General features: G+C 75.3%; 14 protein-coding genes. 10 read left to right on the top strand and 4 right to left on the bottom strand.

The window, feature by feature from the left end; all coding sequences use genetic code 11:
- Positions 1 to 2 precede the first annotated feature (2 nt).
- The 3 genes from ACGFZP_RS32520 (at position 3) to pcrA (ending at position 4,848) form a co-directional block, all read left to right on the top strand.
- On the top strand, positions 3 to 1,403 hold the full coding sequence (locus tag ACGFZP_RS32520; RefSeq protein ID WP_392939884.1) for a PspC domain-containing protein: 1,401 nt from the start codon (positions 3 to 5) through the stop codon (positions 1,401 to 1,403).
- Positions 1,396 to 2,148 (top strand): LuxR C-terminal-related transcriptional regulator, encoded by a 753-nt coding sequence (locus ACGFZP_RS32515; RefSeq protein WP_392939816.1) that lies wholly within the window; start codon positions 1,396 to 1,398, stop codon positions 2,146 to 2,148. Before ACGFZP_RS32520 ends, ACGFZP_RS32515 begins: the two co-directional genes overlap by 8 nt.
- Positions 2,149 to 2,232: 84 nt before the next feature.
- Positions 2,233 to 4,848: a DNA helicase PcrA gene (gene pcrA, locus ACGFZP_RS32510; protein ID WP_392939814.1), complete on the top strand. Its 2,616-nt coding sequence runs from the start codon at positions 2,233 to 2,235 to the stop codon at positions 4,846 to 4,848.
- 73 nt (positions 4,849 to 4,921) lie between these two features.
- Here the strand turns inward: pcrA and ACGFZP_RS32505 are convergent, their stop codons facing one another.
- Positions 4,922 to 5,728 (bottom strand): M23 family metallopeptidase, encoded by an 807-nt coding sequence (locus tag ACGFZP_RS32505; protein WP_392939812.1) that lies wholly within the window; start codon positions 5,726 to 5,728, stop codon positions 4,922 to 4,924.
- Between the two features lie 332 nt (positions 5,729 to 6,060).
- On the opposite strand from ACGFZP_RS32505, the gene ACGFZP_RS32500 reads away from it, so the two are divergent.
- The gene (locus ACGFZP_RS32500; protein WP_392939883.1) at positions 6,061 to 6,468 is read left to right on the top strand and encodes a cobalamin B12-binding domain-containing protein; all 408 of its coding nucleotides are present in this window, start codon (positions 6,061 to 6,063) and stop codon (positions 6,466 to 6,468) included.
- 16 nt (positions 6,469 to 6,484) lie between these two features.
- Here the strand turns inward: ACGFZP_RS32500 and ACGFZP_RS32495 are convergent, their stop codons facing one another.
- Complete coding sequence (locus ACGFZP_RS32495; RefSeq protein WP_392939810.1) at positions 6,485 to 8,083, bottom strand: DUF5691 domain-containing protein; 1,599 nt, start codon at positions 8,081 to 8,083, stop codon at positions 6,485 to 6,487.
- A 58-nt stretch (positions 8,084 to 8,141) separates the two neighbouring features.
- Positions 8,142 to 9,470 carry an SWIM zinc finger family protein gene (locus ACGFZP_RS32490; RefSeq protein ID WP_392939809.1) on the bottom strand — a complete coding sequence of 443 codons (1,329 nt, stop codon included), beginning with the start codon at positions 9,468 to 9,470 and terminating at the stop codon, positions 8,142 to 8,144.
- Between the two features lie 194 nt (positions 9,471 to 9,664).
- On the opposite strand from ACGFZP_RS32490, the gene ACGFZP_RS32485 reads away from it, so the two are divergent.
- The 5 genes from ACGFZP_RS32485 to sucD all read left to right on the top strand — a co-directional run bounded on the left by ACGFZP_RS32485 (position 9,665) and on the right by sucD (position 16,853).
- Entirely contained in the window at positions 9,665 to 10,747 is a 1,083-nt protein-coding gene (locus ACGFZP_RS32485; protein WP_392939807.1) for an AAA family ATPase, read from the top strand.
- 37 nt (positions 10,748 to 10,784) lie between these two features.
- A complete protein-coding gene (locus ACGFZP_RS32480; protein WP_392939805.1) occupies positions 10,785 to 13,172 on the top strand; it encodes a DUF5682 family protein in 2,388 nt (795 codons plus the stop codon).
- Between the two features lie 92 nt (positions 13,173 to 13,264).
- Entirely contained in the window at positions 13,265 to 14,437 is a 1,173-nt protein-coding gene (locus ACGFZP_RS32475; RefSeq protein WP_392939803.1) for a VWA domain-containing protein, read from the top strand.
- A gap of 337 nt (positions 14,438 to 14,774) precedes the next feature.
- The gene (gene sucC, locus ACGFZP_RS32470; RefSeq protein ID WP_392939801.1) at positions 14,775 to 15,950 is read left to right on the top strand and encodes an ADP-forming succinate--CoA ligase subunit beta; all 1,176 of its coding nucleotides are present in this window, start codon (positions 14,775 to 14,777) and stop codon (positions 15,948 to 15,950) included.
- 18 nt (positions 15,951 to 15,968) lie between these two features.
- Positions 15,969 to 16,853 (top strand): succinate--CoA ligase subunit alpha, encoded by an 885-nt coding sequence (sucD, locus tag ACGFZP_RS32465; protein WP_392939800.1) that lies wholly within the window; start codon positions 15,969 to 15,971, stop codon positions 16,851 to 16,853.
- A 76-nt stretch (positions 16,854 to 16,929) separates the two neighbouring features.
- On the opposite strand, the gene ACGFZP_RS32460 is transcribed toward sucD, so the two are convergent.
- Positions 16,930 to 19,044 (bottom strand): sigma factor-like helix-turn-helix DNA-binding protein, encoded by a 2,115-nt coding sequence (locus ACGFZP_RS32460; protein ID WP_392939798.1) that lies wholly within the window; start codon positions 19,042 to 19,044, stop codon positions 16,930 to 16,932.
- Between the two features lie 135 nt (positions 19,045 to 19,179).
- On the opposite strand from ACGFZP_RS32460, the gene ACGFZP_RS32455 reads away from it, so the two are divergent.
- Positions 19,180 to 20,673 carry a DUF6350 family protein gene (locus tag ACGFZP_RS32455; protein WP_392939796.1) on the top strand — a complete coding sequence of 498 codons (1,494 nt, stop codon included), beginning with the start codon at positions 19,180 to 19,182 and terminating at the stop codon, positions 20,671 to 20,673.
- Positions 20,674 to 20,692: the final 19 nt, after the last annotated feature.

The raw sequence follows: 20,692 nt of genomic DNA, 5'->3' as shown, positions 1-20,692 counted from the left end.
CCGTGCCCGGTGAGGGCCGCCCGCCGTACCGGCGGCTCTACCGCAGCCCGCAGGGGCGGATGCTCGGCGGGGTCGCCCACGGGCTCGCGGTGCACCTCGGGCTGCCGGTGGCCTGGGTCCGGGTGGCCTTCGTGCTGTTGTTCCTCGCCCAGGGCATCGGGGTGCTGCTGTACGCGGCCTTCTGGTTCGTGGTGCCGATCGGCATCGGCGAGCCCTCGCACCGCGGCGGCGCCCAGTGGGTCTACGTCAACGGCGCCTTCGTGCCCGCCGGGGCCGGGCAGGTCCCGGGCACGGCGCTGAACAAGGGGCGGCGCGGGCGGCTCGGCCGGCTGCGCGAACTGCTCCAGCACACCTTCCAGGGCGAGCCCGTCCCCGCGGGCGGCGCTCCGGGTGACGAGAACTCCCCGGCCCGGCCGGCCGCCGCCTCCGGCCAGGGCGGCCTCTGGCAGCTCGCCGCCCTGGTGATGGTGGTGATCGGCCTGATCGCGCTGCTCAGCGCGCTCGGCTGGCAGACCGCCAAGCCCTACACCTGGCCGTTGCTGGCGATCGGCGTCGGCGTCGCGCTGGTCTGGCGGCAGGCCGACGACTCCCGCTGGCAGCGCTGGTTCGGTCTGGAGGAGGGCGAGAAGCGGCGCGGCGCCTACACCAGGGTCGGCGCCGGCGTCCTGCTGGTGGTCGCCGGCACCATCGCCTTCCTCGCCATGCAGGGCAGCGGCTCCACGCTCGGCTCGGTCGTGGAGGCCTCGCTCGCGGTGCTGGTCGGTGTCCTGGTCCTGGTCGGCCCGTACGCGCTGCGGATGTGGCAGGACCTCGGCGCCGAGCGCACCGCCCGCATCCGGGCCCAGGAGCGCGCCGAGATCGCCGCGCACGTCCACGACTCGGTGCTGCACACCCTGACCCTCATCCAGCGCCGGGCCGAGGACCCCAAGGAGGTGCTGCGGCTGGCCCGCGCCCAGGAGCGCGAGCTGCGGCTGTGGCTCTACCGCCCGGAGGCCGCCGCCGAGGCCGCACCGGACACCATGGCGGAGAGCCTGCGCGCGGTGGTCGCCGAGGTCGAGGACCGCCACGGGGTGCCGGTCGAGGTGGTCGTCGTCGGCGACTGCGCGATGGACGACCGGATCGCGGCCCAGATGCAGGCCGCGAGGGAGGCGACCGTCAACGCGGCCAAGTACGGTGGCGGGGGACCGGTCCAGGTCTACGCCGAGGTGGAGGGGAAGACGGTGTCGGTGTTCGTACGCGACCACGGCCCCGGCTTCGACCCCGAGACGGTGCCCGAGGACCGGATGGGTGTCCGCGAGTCGATCATCGGCCGGATGAAGCGCAACGGCGGCACCGCACGGGTGCGGCCCGCGCCGGACGGCGGCACCGAGGTCGAGCTGGAGATGGAGAGAGCGAATGACTGACGCAGCGCCGATGGGGGTGCCCCCGGCCGACGGCGGGGGGAGGGTCGCGCGGGTCGTCCTGGTCGACGACCACCGGATGTTCCGCACCGGGGTCCGGGCCGAGATCGGGCGGACCGAGACGACCGGCATCGACGTGGTCGGCGAGGCCGACGACGTGGAGTCGGCGGTCCGGGTGGTCGCCGAGACCAGGCCCGACGTGGTGCTGCTCGACGTCCACCTGCCCGGTGGCGGCGGGGTCGAGGTGCTGCGCCGCTCGGCGGGGCTGATGGGCGAGCAGCCGGCCGGGGCGGGGCGGGGCGGCGCGGACAAGGGCGGCGGGCGACGGGAGGGCGTGAAGTTCCTCGCGCTGTCCGTCTCCGACGCGGCCGAGGACGTGATCGGCGTGATCCGCGGTGGCGCGCGCGGCTACGTCACCAAGACCATCACCGGCACCGACCTGGTCAACGCGATCTTCCGGATCTCCGACGGCGACGCGGTGTTCTCCCCGCGGCTGGCCGGCTTCGTGCTGGACGCCTTCGCCGCGACCGACACCCCGCCGGTGGACGAGGACCTCGACCGGCTGACCCAGCGCGAGCGCGAGGTGCTGCGGCTGATCGCGCGCGGCTACGCGTACAAGGAGATCGCCAAGCAGCTGTTCATCTCGGTGAAGACCGTGGAGAGCCACGTCTCCGCGGTGCTGCGCAAGCTCCAGCTCAGCAACCGGCACGAGCTGACCCGCTGGGCCACCGCCCGCCGCCTGGTCTGACGCCCGCCGCCGACAGGCCCGCCCGGTCCGGATTCCCGCGGACCGGGCGGGCTTGTCAGTGCCTGGCCATAGACTCGGAGTGCCATGAGTAGCCTCTTTGACAACCTCCCGCTCCCCGGTTTCGAGGCGCCCGCCGCCGGGTCGAAGCAGCAGCCCGGCGGTGCCGCGCCCCTCGACGAGGAGGCGCCGCCGTACGAGGACGACCTCCCGTACGACGCGTACGAGGAGGCCATCCCCGAGGGGCTCTTCCAGACCGACCACGCCGCCGAGACCGAGCGGGACGCCTACTACCGCAACGGCGCGGCCCGGACGGTGGTGGACCCGGCGCAGCTGCTGGAGGGGATGAACGAGCCGCAGCGCGAGGCCGTGCTGCACGCCGGCGCGCCGCTGCTGATCGTGGCCGGCGCCGGCTCCGGCAAGACCAGGGTGCTCACCCACCGGATCGCCTACCTGCTGGGCGCCCGCGGGGTGCAGCCGGGCGAGATCCTGGCGATCACCTTCACCAACAAGGCGGCCGGCGAGATGCGCGAGCGCGTCGAGCAGCTGGTCGGGCCGCGCGCCCGGGCCATGTGGGTGTCGACCTTCCACAGCGCCTGCGTGCGGATCCTGCGCCGCGAGTCCAAGCTGCTCGGCTTCACCTCGTCGTTCTCGATCTACGACTCGGCGGACTCCCAGCGGCTGATGTCCCTGGTCTGCCGGGATCTCGACCTCGACCCGAAGCAGTTCCCGCCGAAGTCCTTCACCGCGAAGATCAGCAACCTCAAGAACGAGCTGATCGACGAGGAGACCTACGCCGACCAGGCCGCCAACCCGACGGAGAAGAAGCTCGCCGAGGCGTACTTCCTCTACCAGCGGCGCCTGCGCGAGGCCAACGCGCTGGACTTCGACGACATCATCATGACCACGGTGAACCTGCTGCAGGCCTTCCCCGACGTCGCCGAGCACTACCGCCGCCGGTTCCGGCACATCCTGGTCGACGAGTACCAGGACACCAACCACGCCCAGTACATGCTGGTGCGCGAGCTCAGCGGCGGCACCGCCACGACCGCCCCCAAGCGCACCGTCGACGGGGACTTCGTGAACCCGGCGGCCGGGCGGCTCTCCGAGGTGCCGCCGGCCGAGCTCTGCGTGGTCGGTGACGCCGACCAGTCGATCTACGCCTTCCGCGGCGCCACGATCCGCAACATCCTCCAGTTCGAGGAGGACTATCCGAACGCGACGACGATCCTGCTGGAGCAGAACTACCGCTCCACCCAGACCATCCTCAGCGCCGCCAACGCCGTCATCGAGCGGAACACCAGCCGGCGCGAGAAGAAGCTCTGGACGGCCGGTGACCACGGCGAGAAGGTGATCGGCTACGTCGCCGACGACGAGCACGGCGAGGCCCAGTTCATCGCCGACGAGATCGACCGGCTGACCGACAAGGGCGATGCCAAGCCCGGCGACGTCGCGATCTTCTACCGGACCAACGCCCAGTCCCGGGTGTTCGAGGAGGTGTTCATCCGGGTCGGCCTGCCCTACAAGGTGGTCGGCGGGGTGCGCTTCTACGAGCGCAAGGAGGTCCGGGACGTCCTGGCGTACCTGCGGGTGCTCTCCAACCCGGAGGACACCGTGCCGCTGCGCCGGATCCTCAACGTGCCCAAGCGCGGTATCGGCGACCGGGCCGAGGCGATGATCGACGCGCTGGCCGCGCGCGAGCGGATCTCCTTCGCGCAGGCGCTGGTCCGGGTCGACGAGGCGTACGGGATGGCGGCGCGCTCGGCGAACGCGGTGCGCAAGTTCAACGAGCTGCTGGCCGGGCTGCGCCAGGTGGTGGCGTCCGGGGCCGGACCGGCCGCGGTGCTGGAGGCGGTGCTGGAGGAGACGGGCTACCTCGCGGAGCTGCAGTCCTCCACCGACCCGCAGGACGAGACGCGGGTGGAGAACCTCCAGGAGCTCGCCTCGGTGGCGCTGGAGTACGAGCAGGACCCGGGCGAGCGGCCCGACGCGGGCGAGGACGGCGCGCCGCCGGTCGGCTCGCTGGCCGACTTCCTGGAGCGGGTCGCGCTGGTCGCCGACTCCGACCAGATCCCGGACGACGACGAGGAGGGCCAGGGCGTCATCACGATGATGACCCTGCACACCGCCAAGGGCCTGGAGTTCCCGGTGGTCTTCCTGACCGGCATGGAGGACGGCATCTTCCCGCACATGCGGGCGCTCAACCAGGTCAAGGAGCTGGAGGAGGAGCGGCGGCTCGCGTACGTCGGGCTGACCCGGGCGCGGGAGCGGCTGTACCTGACGAGGTCGGTGCTGCGCAGCGCGTGGGGCCAGCCCGCGTACAACCCGGCCTCGCGGTTCCTGGAGGAGATCCCGGAGACGCTGGTGGAGTGGAAGCGCAAGGGCGCGGCCTCGGCGCCGGCCTCGCGCGGCTACTCCAGCGGGTCGGGCGGCTTCGCCGGGTCGGGCGGCGGCTCGCGCGGGTCGGCGCGCGGCGGCGCGGCGGCCTCGCCGAAGGCGGGCTGGGGCCAGTCGGCGCGGCGCGCGGTGGAGCGGGAGGTCGTGGCGCTGGCGGTCGGGGACCGCGTCACCCACGACACCTTCGGCCTGGGCACGGTGGTGGCCACTACCGGCGTCGGGGACAAGGCGCAGGCCACGGTGGACTTCGGCACGGACGGGCGCAAGCAGCTGCTGCTGCGCTACGCGCCGGTGGAGAAGCTCTAACTCTCGGGCCGCTACCCCCGGGCCGTGCCTGCCACGGCCCGGGGGTAGCCGGCGAGCCGTGCGGGCCCCGGGCTCAGCGCGGGTCGACGCCCTGGGCGAGGAGCCAGGGCAGCGGGTCGACGGGGCCGCCGCCGCCGGCCGGGCGGATCTCGAAGTGCAGGTGCGGGCCGGTGCTGTTGCCGCTGGTGCCGACGAAGGCGATGACATCGCCCGCCTTCACCGGCCCCTTGCGGATCTTGTACGCGCGCAGATGGCAGTACCAGGCCTCTGTGCCGTCCGACATCTTCAGGATCGTCATGTAGCCGTACGACGGGTTCCACTGGGTGCGGATCGTGCCGTCGGTGACCGCCATGACCTCGGTGCCGCCGTCCACCGGGAAGTCGATGCCGGTGTGGCGGGCCGCCCAGTGGGTACCGGCGGCGCCGAAGGTCTCGCCGAGGCCGCGCTGGGCGACGGGCAGCGAGACGGTGGGGCGCGCCGGCGGCGTCGGGGCCTCGGCGGCCGGCTCCGCCGGGGCGGGCTGCGCACCGGAGAGCGGCTGGCGGGCGTCCCCGCGTGAGGCCTGCGCGACATCGCCCGTGGCGAGGGCCTGCCGGGCGGCCGTGACGGCGGCGTTCGCGGAGTCGGTGGCGGTGTCGGGGGCGGTGGCCTGGGCGGGAAGCCGGCCGGCCGCCTGTGCGCGCTGCTGGTCGGCCTCGCCGTGGACCGTCGCGGCGGCCGCGGCGGCGACCCCGAGGGCGGCCACCGAGGGCAGCGCGACCCGCAGCAGGGCCGTCCGGGTGGCGGCCTTGGCGGCGTCGCGGCGCTGCGCGCGGGACTGCTCGCGGGCGGCCATGCGCAGCTCCGCTCGGGTCGGGCGGGCGGCTGCGTCGGGAGCCATCGGGGGCTGCCTCCTGGGTGGGCCTCGGGCGCGTCGTCGGGCGAGGGGGAAAACTGCCGAGACTGTAGCCGGAACGCCGACATCCGGACAAAAGTCCGGATGTCAAGAGGCCCGGCGGACGCCTGATGGCCGGGAATCGCCCCCCGCCGCCGGGGAATTGCGGAGCCGGGGGCGGGGCGCGGACCTGTGATTTTCCACTCCTCTTGAGGGGTGGCACGATCGACCGGCCAGGGTGGCGCTACCCTCCCCTCAGGTTGGTTATTGCTGGTTAACCGCGCCCGCGCCCGACGAGGTCCGGTGGGGTGATGGACAACGAGGTCCAGGAGGCAGTGATGGGTGTTTCAGGGCCGATCCGTGTGGTGGTCGCCAAGCCGGGGCTCGACGGTCACGACCGCGGCGCCAAGGTCATCGCGCGCGCCCTGCGCGACGCCGGTATGGAGGTCATCTACACCGGTCTGCACCAGACGCCCGAGCAGGTGGTCGACACCGCGATCCAGGAGGACGCGGACGGCATCGGCCTGTCGATCCTCTCCGGTGCGCACATGACGCTCTGCGCCAAGGTGCTCGAACTGCTGAAGGAGCGCGACGCGGAGGACATCAAGGTCTTCTGCGGCGGGATCATCCCGGATGACGACATCGCCGAGCTGAAGGCGATGGGCGTCGCGGACATCTTCACCCCGGGCACGCCGACCCGGGACGTGGTCGCGTGGGTCGAGGCCAACCTGCGGGCCGCGGGCTGAGCCTGCCGGACGGGCCCTAGGCACCCAGCTCGGCGAGCATCGCCTCCCGGAAGCGCAGGGTGCCGGCCAGCCGGGCGAAGGTCTCGGCCCAGGCCGAGGCGGGTGCGGCCGTGGCCGCCAGCGCCTCGACGGCGGCCGCCGCCCCGGGGGAGAGCGCGCGCTCGGTCATCCCGAGCACCCCGCTGTGGCTCCACGGGTACGCGCCGGAGGCGGTGGCCCGCTCCAGCGCCGCGACCACGGCGGTCGACAGCGGCGGGGTCCACGGGGTGGCGCAGGCGCCGAGCAGTTGGAACGCCTCGCCCAGGCCGTGCACCTCGATGAACGCGGCCGTCCAGACGGCCCGTTCGGCGGGCGGAAGCACCGAGAGCAGTTTGGCGGGCGCCCCGGCCGTCCGGGCCGCCCGGCCGGAGCGGCCGCGGCCGCCGGTGCCGGGCGCGGGCCCGAGCAGGGCGCGGGCCCAGTCGGCGTCCTGCTGCCGGACGGCGGCCCTGGCCCAGGCCTCGCGCAGGTCGTCTGCCCAGCTGCTGCTGGTCTCGTCGATGCTGTCGCCGACCCGCAGCGCCAGCAGCCGGTCGGGCGTCAGGCCGGTGGCCTCCTGCCAGGTGGCGAGGGGCGCGGCGGCGATCACCTCGCCGAACCACCAGGCCCGCTCGCCCCGCCCGGTCGGGGACTTGAGCGCTATGCCGTCGCGCTGCATGGCCGGATCGCACTCGGTGGGCGGGGTGACGAGCAGGTGCGTGCCGCGGTCCGCGAGGCGGACGGTGGCGCGGGCGCGGGCGGCCATCCGGAGGGCGAGCGCGGAGCCGGGCAGGGTGGAGAGCAGCTCGGCGGCGGTGGCGCGGACGTTCTTGCTGCGGTCGCCGAGGGCGGCCTCCAGGAAGGGTTCGTCGGCGGGGGAGAGGCCGTCCTGGAGGGCGTCCAGGAAGAGCAGCCGGTCCTCGGCGCGCTCGGTCGGCCAGGTGCTCTGGAGGAGGGCCAGGCCGGCGGCCGGGTCGGTGCGGCGGAGCAGGGTGAGGTGGGTGACGCGCTCGGCGAACAGGCCCTCGTGCCAGAGGTGGTCGCCCCCGTCGGTGGCGGATCCGGGGGCGGCGGCCGCGTCGGCGGTGCGCAGGACGAAGCGCCAGTCGGGGTTGCGGGCGGCGAGCCAGCGGCCGAGCGGGCCGCAGAGGGCGACCGCGTCGGGGCGCAGTTCGCTGCGGGCGCGGGCGGCGTCCAGCAGGGCGGGGACGAGGGCGGCGGGCGGGCGGTAGCCGCGGGTGCGGCCGGTGGTGAGCCACTGCGGGAGCAGCTCGGCCAGGTTGGCGAGCGAGCCGGACGTGCTGCTGCCGTTGCGGCTGCTGAGCAGGACGGTGAGGCGGCGGGCGGCGGGGGTGGGGAGCTCGGGGCGGGGGTCCTCGGGGGCCGGGGCGCCGGGCGGCTCGGTGGCGGCGGTGGGAAGGGCGCCGGCGCGGCGTCGGACGGTCTCCAGGGCGGCGAGTTCGAGCAGGGCGGTCGCCGGGTCGGTGTGGTCGACGCCCTGGTGGGTGGGGCCGGCCTCGGCGACCGGCGGGAGGGGCCTGCGGTCGGTGCCGAGCAGGGCGGCGGTGTGGAGGGGTTCCCAGAGGGCGGGCTGCATGTGGGCTCCTGCGGGTTCGGTCGGGGCCTGGCGGGGTTGCCGGTGGGTGCCGACGGCCTCAGGCGGTGGTGAGGCTGGTCGGGCGGCCTTCGGGGGTCCAGGCGGTGATGGGGGTGAAGCCGCGGTGGCCGTGCTCGCCGAAGAGGGTGAGGGGGCGTCCGGTGGAGACGGCGGCGAGGCGCCAGAGGGCGGACTCCGGCATCCCGGGGTGGTGGACGGGGATGGTGTGGCGGCTGTCGGTCAGGTGCCAGCCGTCGGGGGTGAGGACGGGGACGACGCCGGTGAGGACGGTGGGCCAGGAGTCGAGCCAGGGGTCGTCGGCGACGGCGGCGCCGTAGGCGGTGACGGCCTCGGCGGGGGTGAGGCCGGCGGGGGGTGCGGGCGGGGCGGCCTCGGGCGCGCCGTAGCGGGCGCCGAGGGCCGCGCGCAGCGGGCGGGCGCCCGGGTGGAAGGCGAGGTCGGCCTCCAGGAAGTGGCCGGTGGGCAGGGCGAGGTCGGGGGCCTGGCCGGGGCCGCCGAAGGCGAGCAGAAGGGCCGGTCGGCCGGTCTTGGCGCCGCGCAGCCAGACCCGGCGGGTGGTGAGGCGGTCGTCGGAGGTGTCCCGGCTGCCGAGGACCTGCCACCGGTCGCGGACGGTGGGGCCGGCCAGGAGTTCGGTGGTGCTGGTGGTGTAGCCGACGCGGGCGCGGACGGTCGCGGCGAGTGGCGCGGGAAGGTCGTCGACCCGGGTGGCGGCGGTGGCGAGCAGGTGCAGCAGGGCGTACTCCTCAAGGAGGCGGTGCTGGGGGGTGGTGTCGAGCTCACGGACGCGGGTGGCCAGACCGGGGGCCTGGGCGTCGACCATCCGGGCGGCGACCTCCTCCCAGGGGCCCGCGGTGGACTGGTCGGCGAGCCCGTGGCGGATCCGGTCGGCCAGTCGCAGGCGCAGTTCGCCGGCGCCGGCGGCGACCCGGGTGGCGCGCCGCTCGGCGCGGCGGCGGGCGGCGGCCGGGTCGGGGGCGGTGGCCGGGTCGGGGGCGGCCTCCGCCTTGGCGGCGCGCTGCTCGGCCCGGTCGCGGCGGTCGGCGAGCCAGCCGGCCGCCCAGTCGGTCGGCTCGGCGCCGTCGGGGACGGCTTCGGGGCTGCCGCTCCAGAGCAGGAGGAGCCCGAGCGCGTGCTTGCACGGGAACTTCCGGCTCGGACAGCTGCACTGGTAGGCGGGGGTGGCCAGCTCGACCACGGTTCGGTACGGCGTGCTGCCGCTGCCCCTGCACTCGCCCCAGAGGGCGCTGCCGTCGGTGCCGGCGCCCGACCAGGGTGCGGGCGCGGAGAGCTTGCCGGCGGCCTTCCGCGAGGCGGCGTCAGGTGCCAGGGACAGGACGTGTTCGGTGCTCCAGCGTTCCTCCATGGTGACGACGCTAGGGGGAGGGACTGACAGACCGGCCGGTCGAACTGAGGTCCGGTCAGAATTGTCAGTGGTCGGGTGCAGAGTTGTTCTCGCAGGTCGGGACGCCGCCCTGTCGACATCTGCGCCGATGCTCCCCTCTGATCACCCCGTCGCCTGCCACAGGTGTGTCCGGCGGCCGACCTGAAGGAGCCCCCATGACCGAGGTTCTGCGGCAGCACGCCGAGGACGCGTTCGCCGGTGAACTGGCCGCCCTGGCCGCGCAGGACGACCGCCCGCGCCCGCAGCGGTGGCGGCTGTCGCCCTGGGCCGTCGCCACCTACCTGCTGGGCGGCGAGCTGCCGGACGGCACCGTGATCACACCCAAGTACATCGGACCGCGCCGGGTGGTGGAGGTCGCGGTCACGACGCTGGCCACGGACCGCGCCCTGCTGCTGCTCGGAGTGCCGGGCACCGCGAAGACCTGGGTGTCGGAGCACCTGGCCGCCGCGATCAGCGGCGACTCGACACTGCTGGTGCAGGGCACCGCCGGTACGCCGGAGGAGGCGGTCCGCTACGGGTGGAACTACGCCCAGCTGCTGGCCCACGGCCCGAGCCGGGACGCCCTGGTGCCCTCGCCGCTGATGCGGGCGATGGCCGACGGGAAGATCGCCCGGGTCGAGGAGCTGACCCGCATCCCGGCGGACGTGCAGGACAGTCTGATCACCATCCTGTCGGAGAAGACGCTGCCGGTGCCGGAGTTGGGCGGCGAGACACAGGCCGTCCGCGGCTTCAACGTGATCGCCACGGCGAACGACCGGGACCGCGGGGTGAACGAGCTGTCGAGCGCGCTGCGCCGGCGCTTCAACACGGTGGTGCTGCCGCTGCCCGCCTCGCTGGAGGAGGAGGTGGACATCGTCACCCGCCGGGTCGGCCAGCTCGGCCGCTCCCTTGAGCTGCCCGAACTGCCCGGCGGCGCCGAGGAGATCAGGCGGGTGGTGACCGTCTTCCGCGAGCTGCGGGCCGGCCTCACCGTGGACGGCCGGACGAAGGTCAAGTCGCCCAGCGGCACCCTGTCGACCGCCGAGGCGATCTCGGTGGTCACCAACGGCCTTGCGCTGGCCACCCACTTCGGGGACGGCGTGCTGCGGGCCGGTGACGTCACGGCCGGCATCGTCGGCGCCGTCGTCCGCGATCCGGCGGCCGACCAGGTGGTGTGGCACGAGTACGTCGAGGGGGTCGTCCGCGAGCGCGACGGCTGGAAGGACTTCTACCGCGCCGCCCGCGAGAACGCCCGCTGATCCGACGGTACTTCGAGAGTTCGAGGAGGGAGGGCGCGTGAACGAGCGGAGCGAGGGGAGCCCGGGTGTGGGCGCGGAGGTGACGCTGCTCGGGGTACGGCACCACGGCCCGGGCTCGGCGCGTGCGGTGGCCGCCGCACTGGAGTGGCTGCGGCCGGACGCGGTGCTGATCGAGGGCCCGCCGGAGGCCGACCCGATCATCGGCCTGGCGGCCGAGAAGGACATGGTGCCGCCGGTCGCCCTGCTCGCCCACGCCGTGGACGACCCGGGCAAGGCCGCGTTCTGGCCCTACGCGGTGTTCTCCCCGGAGTGGGTGGCGATCCGGTACGGCGTCGAACTCGGGCTCCCCGTCCGCTTCATCGACCTCCCGGCCGCCTACGGCTTCGCGCCGGAGGAGGAGCAGTCGTCGCAGGCGGACCCGTCGCAGGCGGAGCGGTCCGAGGAGGAGGCGGGCGTGCCGGGGGGCACGTCCGCGGACCCGATCGCCCTGCTCGCCGAGGCGGCCGGCCACGACGACCCGGAGCGCTGGTGGGAGGACGTGGTCGAGCACCGCACACCGGGCTCGGACCCGCTCGCCCCCTTCACTGCCGTCGCCGAGGCGATGACCGCCCTGCGGGAGCAGGGGCTCGGTGGCGGCTCCGCCCGGCGGGACGACCTGCGCGAGGCCTACATGCGCCAGCAGATCCGGGCCGCCCGCCGGGCCGGGTACCAGCGGATCGCGGTGGTCTGCGGGGCCTTCCACGTGCCCGCGCTGGCCGCGATGCCGACCGCCGCCCACGACCGGGCGCTGCTCACCGGCCTGCCCAGGAAGGTGCGGACGGACGTCACCTGGGTGCCCTGGACGCACCGCAGGCTCTCCCAGGCCACCGGGTACGGCGCCGGCATCGTCTCGCCGGGCTGGTACCACCACCTCTTCACGGCGTCGGAGGACCCGCTGCCCGGCTGGCTCACCAAGGCCGCCGCACTGCTGCGCGCCGAGGACCACCCGGTCTCCTCCGCCCACGTCATCGAGGCCGTCCGGCTCGCTCAGACGCTGGCCGTGATGCGCGGCCGCCCGCTGGCCGGCCTGACCGAGACGCTGGACGCCGTCCGGTCGGTGATGTGCGACGGCTCGGACGTCGCCCTGGCGCTGGTGCACGACCGCCTGGTCATCGGCGACGCGCTCGGCGAGGTGCCGGAGGGCGCGCCGGCGGTCCCGCTGCAACGGGACCTGGCCCGGCTGCAGCGCTCGCTGCGGCTGAAGCCGCAGGCGGAGCCGCGGGACTTGGACCTCGACCTGCGCAAGGAGAACGACGCGGCCCGTTCGCGGCTGCTGCACCGGTTGCGGCTGCTCGGCGTCGACTGGGGCGTGCCGAGCCGCTCCGCCGTCAACTCGACCGGCACCTTCCGGGAGAGCTGGCGGCTGCGCTGGGAGCCGGAGTTCGCCGTCCGGATCGCCGAGGCCGCCCAGTGGGGCACCACGGTCGAGGACGCGGCGACCGGCAAGGCCGTCGGCACCGCCCGCGCCGCCACCGAGCTCGCCGACCTGACCGGTCTGGTGGAGACGTGCCTGCTCGCCGGCCTGGGCCGGGCGCTGCCCGCCGTGATGCGGGTGCTCGCGGACTGCGCGGCGCTGGACACCGATGTCGCACACCTGGCGGGCGCCCTGCCCGCCCTGGTCCGGGCGCTGCGCTACGGCGACGTCCGGGGCACCGACGACGGCGCGCTCGCCGAGGTGGCGGGCGGGCTGGCCGACCGGATCTGCGTCGGCCTGCCACCCGCCTGCGTGGGCCTGGACGCGGCCGGCGCCGCCGTGCTGCGCGGCCACCTCGACGAGGTGCACGGCGCGATCACCCTGCTGGAGCCGGCCGGGGCCCAGGGGGAGCTGTCCGAGCGCTGGGCCGGCACGCTGCGCGCGCTCGCCCGCCGCGAGCCGACCGGGGGACCGGCGACGGGCGTGCCCGGCCTGCTGCGCGGCCGCGCCGTCCGGCTGCTGCTGGACGACGGCCGCCTCGACTCCGAGGAGGCGGGCCGCCGGATGGGCCTGGTCCTCTCGGCGGCCAACGCGCCGGCGGACGCGGCCGGCTGGATCGAGGGCTTCCTCACCGGCGGCGGCGCCCTGCTGCTGCACGACCCCCGGCTGCTCGGCCTGCTCGACGCCTGGCTGACGGGCGTCCCGGGCGAGGTGTTCACCGACGTGCTGCCGCTGCTGCGCCGCACCTTCTCCGCCCTGGAGGCGGGCGTGCGGAGCACCGTCGGCAGCCGGGTCGCGGCCGGTCCGCTCGGCGCGGAGCCGGTCCGGACGGCCGATCCGGTCGATGCCGGGCTCGACCGGGCCCGCGCGGACGCCGCCCTCCCGGTCCTCGCCCTGCTGCTCGGCCTCCCCGCGCCGGCCCCGGCGGAGCGTCCGCGGATCCCGAAGCAGGCCTCCGGGCGCGACACCTGACACCCGGCGGCGGAGCGGCCGGCCCGGCCGCCCGCTCCGCCGCGCACCCCTCCGCCCACCCCACGAACACCCACCCCACGAAGGAGCATCCGATGGCTGTGACCACTCCCCTCGCCGCCGAGGAGCGGCTGCGCCGCTGGCGACTGGTGCTGGGCGGCGAGGCGGACGGCACGGGCTGCACGCTGCGGGGCCGGGACGCCGCGATGGACGGGGCGCTCGCCGCGCTGTACCGGGGGGCGCCCGAGGAGGGCCGGGCCGGGCGGACCGGTCGGCGCAGCGCGGGCCTGGGCGGGTCGGCCCCCCAGGTGGCGCGCTGGCTGGGGGACATCCGGGAGTACTTCCCGTCCACCGTCGTCCAGCTGATGCAGCAGGATGCCATCACCCGGCTCGGGCTGGACCGGCTGCTGCTGGAGCCGGAGATGCTGGAGGCCGTCGAGCCGGACGTGCACCTGGTCGGCACCCTGCTCTCGCTGAAGCACGCGCTGCCCGAGACCACCCGGGAGACCGCCCGCGCGGTGGTCGGCAAGGTGGTCGCCGAACTGGAGCGCCGGCTCGCCGACCGGACCAGGGCCACCCTGGGCGGCGCACTGGACCGCAGCGCGAAGGTGAACCGCCCGCGCCACCGCGACATCGACTGGGACCGCACCATCCGGGCGAACCTCAAGAACTACCTGCCCGAGCACGGCACCGTCGTCCCCGAGCGGCTGATCGGCTACGCCCGCGCCCAGCGCGCGGTGAAGAAGGACGTCATCCTCTGCATCGACCAGTCCGGTTCGATGGCCCCCTCGGTGGTGCACTCGGCGGTCTTCGGCGCGGTGCTCGCCTCGATGAAGACCTTGGACACCCGGCTGGTCGTCTTCGACACCTCGGTGGTCGACCTCACCGAACAGCTGACCGACCCGGTGGACGTCCTGTTCGCGACCCAGCTCGGCGGCGGCACCGACATCAACCGGGCGCTCGCCTACTGTCAGTCGAGGATCACCCGCCCGTCCGAGACCGTCGTGGTGCTGATCAGCGACCTCTACGAGGGCGGAATCCGCGACGAGATGCTGAAGCGGGTGGCGGCGATGAAGGCGGCCGGCGTCCAGTTCATCGCACTTCTCGCGCTCTCCGACGAAGGTGCGCCCGCGTACGACCACGCGCACGCCGCGGCACTGGCCGCACTCGGCGCACCGGCGTTCGCGTGCACACCGGACGCCTTCCCGGACATCATGGCGGCGGCCATCGAGAAGCGCCCGATTCCGGTACCGGACCGGCAGGCGTAGGGCGGCGGCCCACGGGTTCACCCGGACGGGGGAACCGCCACCCGCCTGCGCCGCTGACCTGCCCACCCGCTGAGCAGGGCGCGCCACACACCTTCGTGCCCTGTCTGTGACGGTTCTCACCATAGACGGGACGGCCCCGGGCGAAACACGCCCGTCGTCCGGGGATAACCTGCCAGACGGACGTGACGCGCGTGTTGATTGACGTGTGCGCCCGTGGCTGTGTGGGCCGCAAGGCCGTACCTCTGCGTACCCGCACCGCCCCGACGACCCGCAGCGAAGATCCTGCCGTGGCACGCTCGTAGAGACACAATCCGCGACCACGAACAAGGACAAACACGTGGACCTGTTCGAGTACCAGGCGAGGGACCTCTTCGCCAAGCACGGTGTGCCCGTGCTTGACGGTGATGTCATCGAGACCGCCGCAGACGCTGCCGCCATCGCGGAGCGCTTCGGCGGCCGCGCCGTCGTCAAGGCTCAGGTGAAGGTGGGTGGCCGAGGCAAGGCCGGTGGCGTGAAGCTCGCCGCCGACCCGGCGGACGCCGTCGCCAAGGCCGGGGCGATCCTCGGCATGGACATCAAGGGCCACACCGTTCACAAGGTGATGCTGGCCCAGACGGCGGACATCAAGGAGGAGTACTACGTCTCCTTCCTGCTGGACCGCACCAACCGCACCTTCCTGGCCATGGCCAGCGTGGAGGGCGGTGTGGAGATCGAGGTCGTCGCGGAGGAGAACCCCGAGGCGCTCGCCAAGATCCCGGTCGACGCCAACGAGGGCTGCACCCCGGAGAAGGCCGCCGAGATCGTCGCCGCCGCGAAGTTCCCGGCGGAGATCGCGGACCAGGTCGCCGACGTCCTGCAGAAGCTGTGGAAGGTCTTCATCGCCGAGGACGCGCTCCTCGTCGAGGTCAACCCGCTGATCAAGTCCGGCGACGGCAAGATCATCGCGCTTGACGGCAAGGTCTCCCTGGACGAGAACGCCGAGTTCCGCCAGCCGGACCACGAGGCGCTCGAGGACAAGGCCGCCGCCAACCCGCTGGAGGCCGCTGCCAAGGCCAAGGGCCTGAACTACGTCAAGCTCGACGGCCAGGTCGGCATCATCGGCAACGGCGCGGGCCTCGTCATGAGCACCCTCGACGTGGTCGCCTACGCCGGTGAGCAGCACGGCGGCGTCAAGCCCGCCAACTTCCTCGACATCGGTGGCGGCGCCTCGGCCGAGGTGATGGCCAACGGTCTGGAGATCATCCTCGGCGACCCCGACGTCAAGTCGGTCTTCGTCAACGTCTTCGGTGGCATCACCGCGTGCGACGCCGTGGCCAACGGCATCGTGCAGGCCCTGGAGCTGCTGACCTCGAAGGGCGAGGCCGTCACCAAGCCGCTCGTCGTCCGCCTCGACGGCAACAACGCGGAGCTGGGTCGCAAGATCCTGGACGACGCCAACCACCCGCTGGTCCAGCGCGTGGACACCATGGACGGTGCGGCCGACCGCGCCGCCGAGCTGGCCAACGCCAAGTAAGGAAGGGGACTTAACACCATGGCTATCTTCCTTACCAAGGACAGCAAGGTCATCGTCCAGGGCATGACCGGCTCCGAGGGCATGAAGCACACCCGCCGCATGCTCGCCTCCGGCACCCAGATCGTCGGCGGTGTCAACCCGCGCAAGGCCGGCACCACCGTGGACGTCGACGGCACCGACGTGCCCGTCTTCGGCTCCGTGGCCGACGCCATCGAGAAGACCGGCGCCGACGTCACCGTCATCTTCGTGCCGCCGAAGTTCACCAAGGACGCCGTCGTCGAGGCCATCGACGCGGAGATCGGCCTCGCGGTCGTCATCACCGAGGGTGTCCCGGTCCACGACTCGGCCGCCTTCTGGGCCTACGCCGGCTCGAAGGGCAACAAGACCCGGATCATCGGCCCGAACTGCCCGGGCCTGATCAGCCCCGGACAGTCGAACGCCGGCATCATCCCGGCCGACATCACCCAGGCCGGCAAGATCGGCCTGGTCTCGAAGTCCGGCACCCTGACGTACCAGCTCATGTACGAGCTGCGCGACATCGGCTTCTCCTCGGCCGTGGGCATCGGTGGCGACCCCGTCATCGGCACCACCCACATCGACGCCCTCAAGGCGTTCCAGGAGGACCCGCAGACCGAGATCATCGTGATGATCGGTGAGATCGGCGGCGACGCCGAGGAGCGTGCCGCGGCCTACATCGCCGAGCACGTCACCAAGCCGGTCGTCGGCTACGTCGCGGGCTTCACCGCCCCCGAGGGCAAGACCATGGGCCACGCCGGCGCCATCGTCTCCGGCTCCTCGGGCACCGCGCAGGCCAAGAAGGAGGCCCTCGAGGCCGCCGGTGTCAAGGTCGGCAAGACGCCGTCCGAGACCGCCCGCCTGGCGCGCGAGATCATCGGCGGCTGACGCCGCCCGCTCGTCGAGCGCCCCCGTCCGGACTCCGGGCGGGGGCGCTCGACGTTTCGGCCCGGGCGCGCGGCGCTCAGCGGTCGCCCGGGCAGGGGTGCAGCGACCAGCGGGTGCAGGACTGCGGGCCGGCCGTGACCGTCGCGGGCGGGGGCAGCGCGGCGGCGGCGCGGCTGTCGGTCGGCAGCAGCCACGGCCGGTCCCGGGGCGGCGGCGGGTCCACCACCACCGGCGGCAGGCCCGGCGTCGGACTGCACCAGAGGCTGAGGACGCCGGTCGGCGGGCCGGCCGGGACGAGCGGCAGGGCGCCGTCGCCCCCGGTCGGGGCGCAGAGCGTCGGGGCCGGTGCCTCGGGCGGCCGGAACAGCGCCGCCGGTCCGCCCCCGGCCAGCGTCGCCACCGCGGCTCCGCCGACCGCGACGGTGAGCAGGGCCGCGGCCCCGGTCCGGGTGGCGTTGCGCAGCCCGTGCCGGGCGCGCAGCAGCGGTACGGGCGGGCGGTGCGGCGCGGGGCAGCCCCGGACGGCCGCCCGGTGCAGCAGCCCGCTCAGCCGGTCCGCGAAGCCCTCGGCGGCCGGGTCGGCCCCGACCAGGTCCGGCACCCACTGCGCCAGCGCCGTCCGGGCCGCCCAGACCCGGCCCTCGGCGGCGGCCAGCGTCGACTCCACCTCGACGGCGATGGCGGCGGCGGGCAGGCCGAGGCCGTCGTGCAGCACCAGGGCCCGGCGCTGCGGGCGGGAGAGCCGCTTGAGGGCCTTGAGCAGGGCGCGGTCGCGGTCGGTCAGGCGGTCGTGGTCGGGCAGTACGGCCTGGCTCTCGTCGGCCGGGCGGACCTTGATCCGGCGGTGCGGGAGCCGCCACACGTGCGCGCGGCGCGGGCCGCCCCGGTGCCAGGGCGAGAGCGCCGCCTCGGAGGCCCGCACCCGCACCCACCCCTCCGGATCGGGCCCGGTCGCCACCTCCTCCCACCGCCGTCCGGCCTCGCCGAACGCCCGCCGTACGCAGTGCAGGGCGCGGTGCTTGCAGGTGGTGAGCAGGAACATCTGCTGTGCCAGGCGGGTGTGGGCGGCCTCGTACAGCTCCTCGAAGGTGAGGACGGCGGCGGGCCCGCCCGGGCCGTCGGCCTCGGCGGTCTTGGCGGTCTTGGCGACGGCGGGGGCCGGGGCGGGCCCGGTGGCCTGCTTGCCCGGCCGCCCTTCGGACGCGACGGCGGCGGGGGCCGGTGTCGGTGCGGGTGCGGGTGAGCGTGCGGGTGAGCGTGCGGGCTGCGCCGGGTCGGCGGTGCGGCCGCCGCCGTTGCGTGCGGCGGCGGGGGTGCCGGGGGCGGCGGGGGTGGCGCGTGCGGTCGAGGGGGCGGGGGAGTCCGCCGACCGTCGCTCGGGTGTGGCGGTGGTGGCGGCTGCGGGCTTGCGAGGGCCGGGGTGCGAGGCGCCGTCCACGCGGTCGGTGCGGGACGGGCCCTGGCCTCCGGCGGTGCCGGCAGAAGGAGCGGAAGGACCGGAAGGAGCGGACGCGGCACCCTTCCGGTCGGTGCCCTTCCGGTCGGCGGCCGCCTCCGGCCTGCCGGTCGGCCGGGCGGCCTGCGGCTTCTGCGGGCCCGTACCAGGCCCCCCGTCACCCGGCCCGGTCGCGTCACCCCGGCGGTCGCCGTCGCCCGCCGCCCCGGACGCCTCCCGGCGCCGGGCAGCGGACCCGGCGTCCGGTCGGCCCTCCGGCGCCGGGGCCGGTCCGGAGCCGCGGACACCGCCCGCGGCGGCCCCGTCGGCCCCGTCGGCCGGGTCGGCCCGGTCCGGCCGGCCCGCCTGAGGGGTGCTCAGCAGCGCCGCGAAGGCGGCGAGCTCGGCCTGGGTGCGGGTACCGAGCTTGCGCATGGCCCGCTGCAGGTGGCTCCTGGCGGTGGCCGGGGTGACGCCCAGGGCGGCCGCGGACTGGGCGGTGTCCAGGCCGGCCGCGAGGTGGGCCAGAGCCTGCGCCTCACGCGGCGTCAGCTGCCGGAGCAGCCGGGCGGCGTCCGGCGGGGGAGGGGGCGGGGGCCCGCTGTCGGGGCCCGCGCCTCTGGTGCGGGTGGCCTTGGCGGCCTTCGCGGCCCGGCCGCGTCCGGACCGGGCCTTTCCGGGGTGGCTCGGCGGCGAGGACTGGTCGGCGCCCTCGGCGGCGTCGGCGGGGCGCTCGGCGGTCGGCGGCGTGGTCATCAGACGCTCCGGGCCGGAGCGGCGGCGACGGCGCGGGGGCAGGGTCTGAAAATGCGCATAAGCCAATAATCTGGGACACGACGGCGGTTTGCCTCTTCACGGAGCATGGCGAGTCGCCTTGGCACCATGAGGCGCATGACGCAGCTGATGGGCCGTCCGATCCTGGAAGTGCCGGGCGAACTGGGCGCCGGACCCGTTCTGGCCGACCTGCTCGCCGGGGTGCGGACGGCGCTGCTCGGCCTGGCGGTGGTCGCGGTACCGGTCCTCGGACTCTGGGTGGTGACCCCGTACGCGGACGACGGTGCGGCCGGCGCCGCCCGGCTGGCGGGGGCGCTCTGGCTGCTCGGGCACGGTGCCCCGGTGCTGCGCGGGGGCCTGGACGCCCCGCTGACCGTCACCCCTTTGCTGCTCAGCCTGTTGGCGGTGGGCCAGCTCCACCGGGCGGGTGCCCGGGTGGCGGCCAGGCGCGGTGCGCGGGTCCGCTGGGGCGGTCCGGCGGCGGTCTGGGCCGGCTACTGCGCGGTGGCGCTCGCGGTGGCGGTGCAGTGCTCGGGGGCCGGGCTGTTCCGGGCGCGGGTGCTGCCGGACGTACTGGTGGTGGCCCTGCTGGCCGCTGCCGCGACGGCCGCCGGCGCCCGGTCGGCCCACCGGACGGCGGCCCGGCAGGCCGCCCGCCGCGAGGCCCGCTCCGCCCTACCGGACCGCTCCACCGGGCCCGTCGCCGCCTGGTGGCTACTCCTGGACCGCGTGCCCGGGTGGGCGCGCCCGGTCGGGGCCGCGCCGGTGGTCCGGGCGGCGGCGCTGGCCGCCGTGGCCGGGCTGGTGGCGGCGGGAGCCCTGCTGGTCGCGGTGGCGGCGGTACTGGCCGGGGTGGGCGGCGGAGGGCCCGCGATGGCGGCGCTCGGCCACGGCCCGGCCGCGGTGGCCGGACTGCTGCTGCTCAGCGTGCTGCTGCTGCCGAACGCGGTGCTCTGGGGTACCGCGTACGCGCTGGGGCCGGGGTTCGCGGCGGGAACGGGGACGGTGGTGGCGCCCTCCGGCGCGGCGCTGGGCCCGGTCCCCGAGTTCCCGCTGTTCGCGCTGCTTCCGGAGCCGGGTGCGGGCGGCTGGCGGCTGCTGGTCTGCCTGCTGCCCGTGCTGGCCGGGGCGGTACCGGCCCTGCTGCTCGGCCGGGCGGCCGCGGCCGGCCCCGACCAGGACCGGCACCAGGGCCGCGACGGGCACGACGGCCCCGACCATGGAGACGGCGAGGAGTACGAGCCCGGGGAGGAGGCCGCCGCGGCCCCCTGGCACCCGGCGGCGACCGCCGTGGCGGCGCTGGCGGCGGCGCTGCTGACCGGCGCGGCGGCGGCGGCCCTGGGCTGGCTCTCCGGCGGTGCGCTGGCCGGTGGCCGGATGGCGGAGCTGGGCCCGGTGCCGTGGCGGACGGGCCTGGCGGCCGCGGGCTGGTTCGCGGTGGTGGCGGTGCCAGGCGCGCTGCTGGTCCGCGGCTGGGCCCCGGCGGCCAGGCGCCTCGACGGGCTGGGCGGCGCGTTCGCCGTTCGCGCACGCCGGAGCGCTCTGCTGCTGCGCGCCCGGGCGTACGCGGTGGTACTGCGGCTGGGGCGGCCGACGGACGACCCGGACTGAGCCGTTCACGCCCGTCGGC

Origin of the sequence: Kitasatospora sp. NPDC048239 (genome assembly GCF_043202015.1) — a bacterium.
Classification (GTDB): domain Bacteria; phylum Actinomycetota; class Actinomycetes; order Streptomycetales; family Streptomycetaceae; genus Kitasatospora.
The sequence above is the reverse complement of the archived record's forward strand: the minus strand, read 5'-3'. Positions and strand labels throughout refer to the sequence as shown.

Excerpts from the sequence above, each read along its gene's own strand:
- ACGFZP_RS32495 (WP_392939810.1), bottom strand. The coding sequence starts at position 8,083 with ATGCAGCCCGCCCTCTGGGAACCCCTCCACACCGCCGCCCTGCTCGGC.
- ACGFZP_RS32490 (WP_392939809.1), bottom strand. The coding sequence starts at position 9,470 with ATGGAGGAACGCTGGAGCACCGAACACGTCCTGTCCCTGGCACCTGAC.
- ACGFZP_RS32475 (WP_392939803.1), top strand. The coding sequence starts at position 13,265 with ATGGCTGTGACCACTCCCCTCGCCGCCGAGGAGCGGCTGCGCCGCTGG.
- ACGFZP_RS32455 (WP_392939796.1), top strand. The coding sequence starts at position 19,180 with ATGACGCAGCTGATGGGCCGTCCGATCCTGGAAGTGCCGGGCGAACTG.
- ACGFZP_RS32505 (WP_392939812.1), bottom strand. The coding sequence starts at position 5,728 with ATGGCTCCCGACGCAGCCGCCCGCCCGACCCGAGCGGAGCTGCGCATG.
- sucD (WP_392939800.1), top strand. The coding sequence starts at position 15,969 with ATGGCTATCTTCCTTACCAAGGACAGCAAGGTCATCGTCCAGGGCATG.
- ACGFZP_RS32500 (WP_392939883.1), top strand. The coding sequence starts at position 6,061 with ATGGGTGTTTCAGGGCCGATCCGTGTGGTGGTCGCCAAGCCGGGGCTC.
- pcrA (WP_392939814.1), top strand. The coding sequence starts at position 2,233 with ATGAGTAGCCTCTTTGACAACCTCCCGCTCCCCGGTTTCGAGGCGCCC.
- ACGFZP_RS32515 (WP_392939816.1), top strand. The coding sequence starts at position 1,396 with ATGACTGACGCAGCGCCGATGGGGGTGCCCCCGGCCGACGGCGGGGGG.
- ACGFZP_RS32485 (WP_392939807.1), top strand. The coding sequence starts at position 9,665 with ATGACCGAGGTTCTGCGGCAGCACGCCGAGGACGCGTTCGCCGGTGAA.
- ACGFZP_RS32460 (WP_392939798.1), bottom strand. The coding sequence starts at position 19,044 with ATGACCACGCCGCCGACCGCCGAGCGCCCCGCCGACGCCGCCGAGGGC.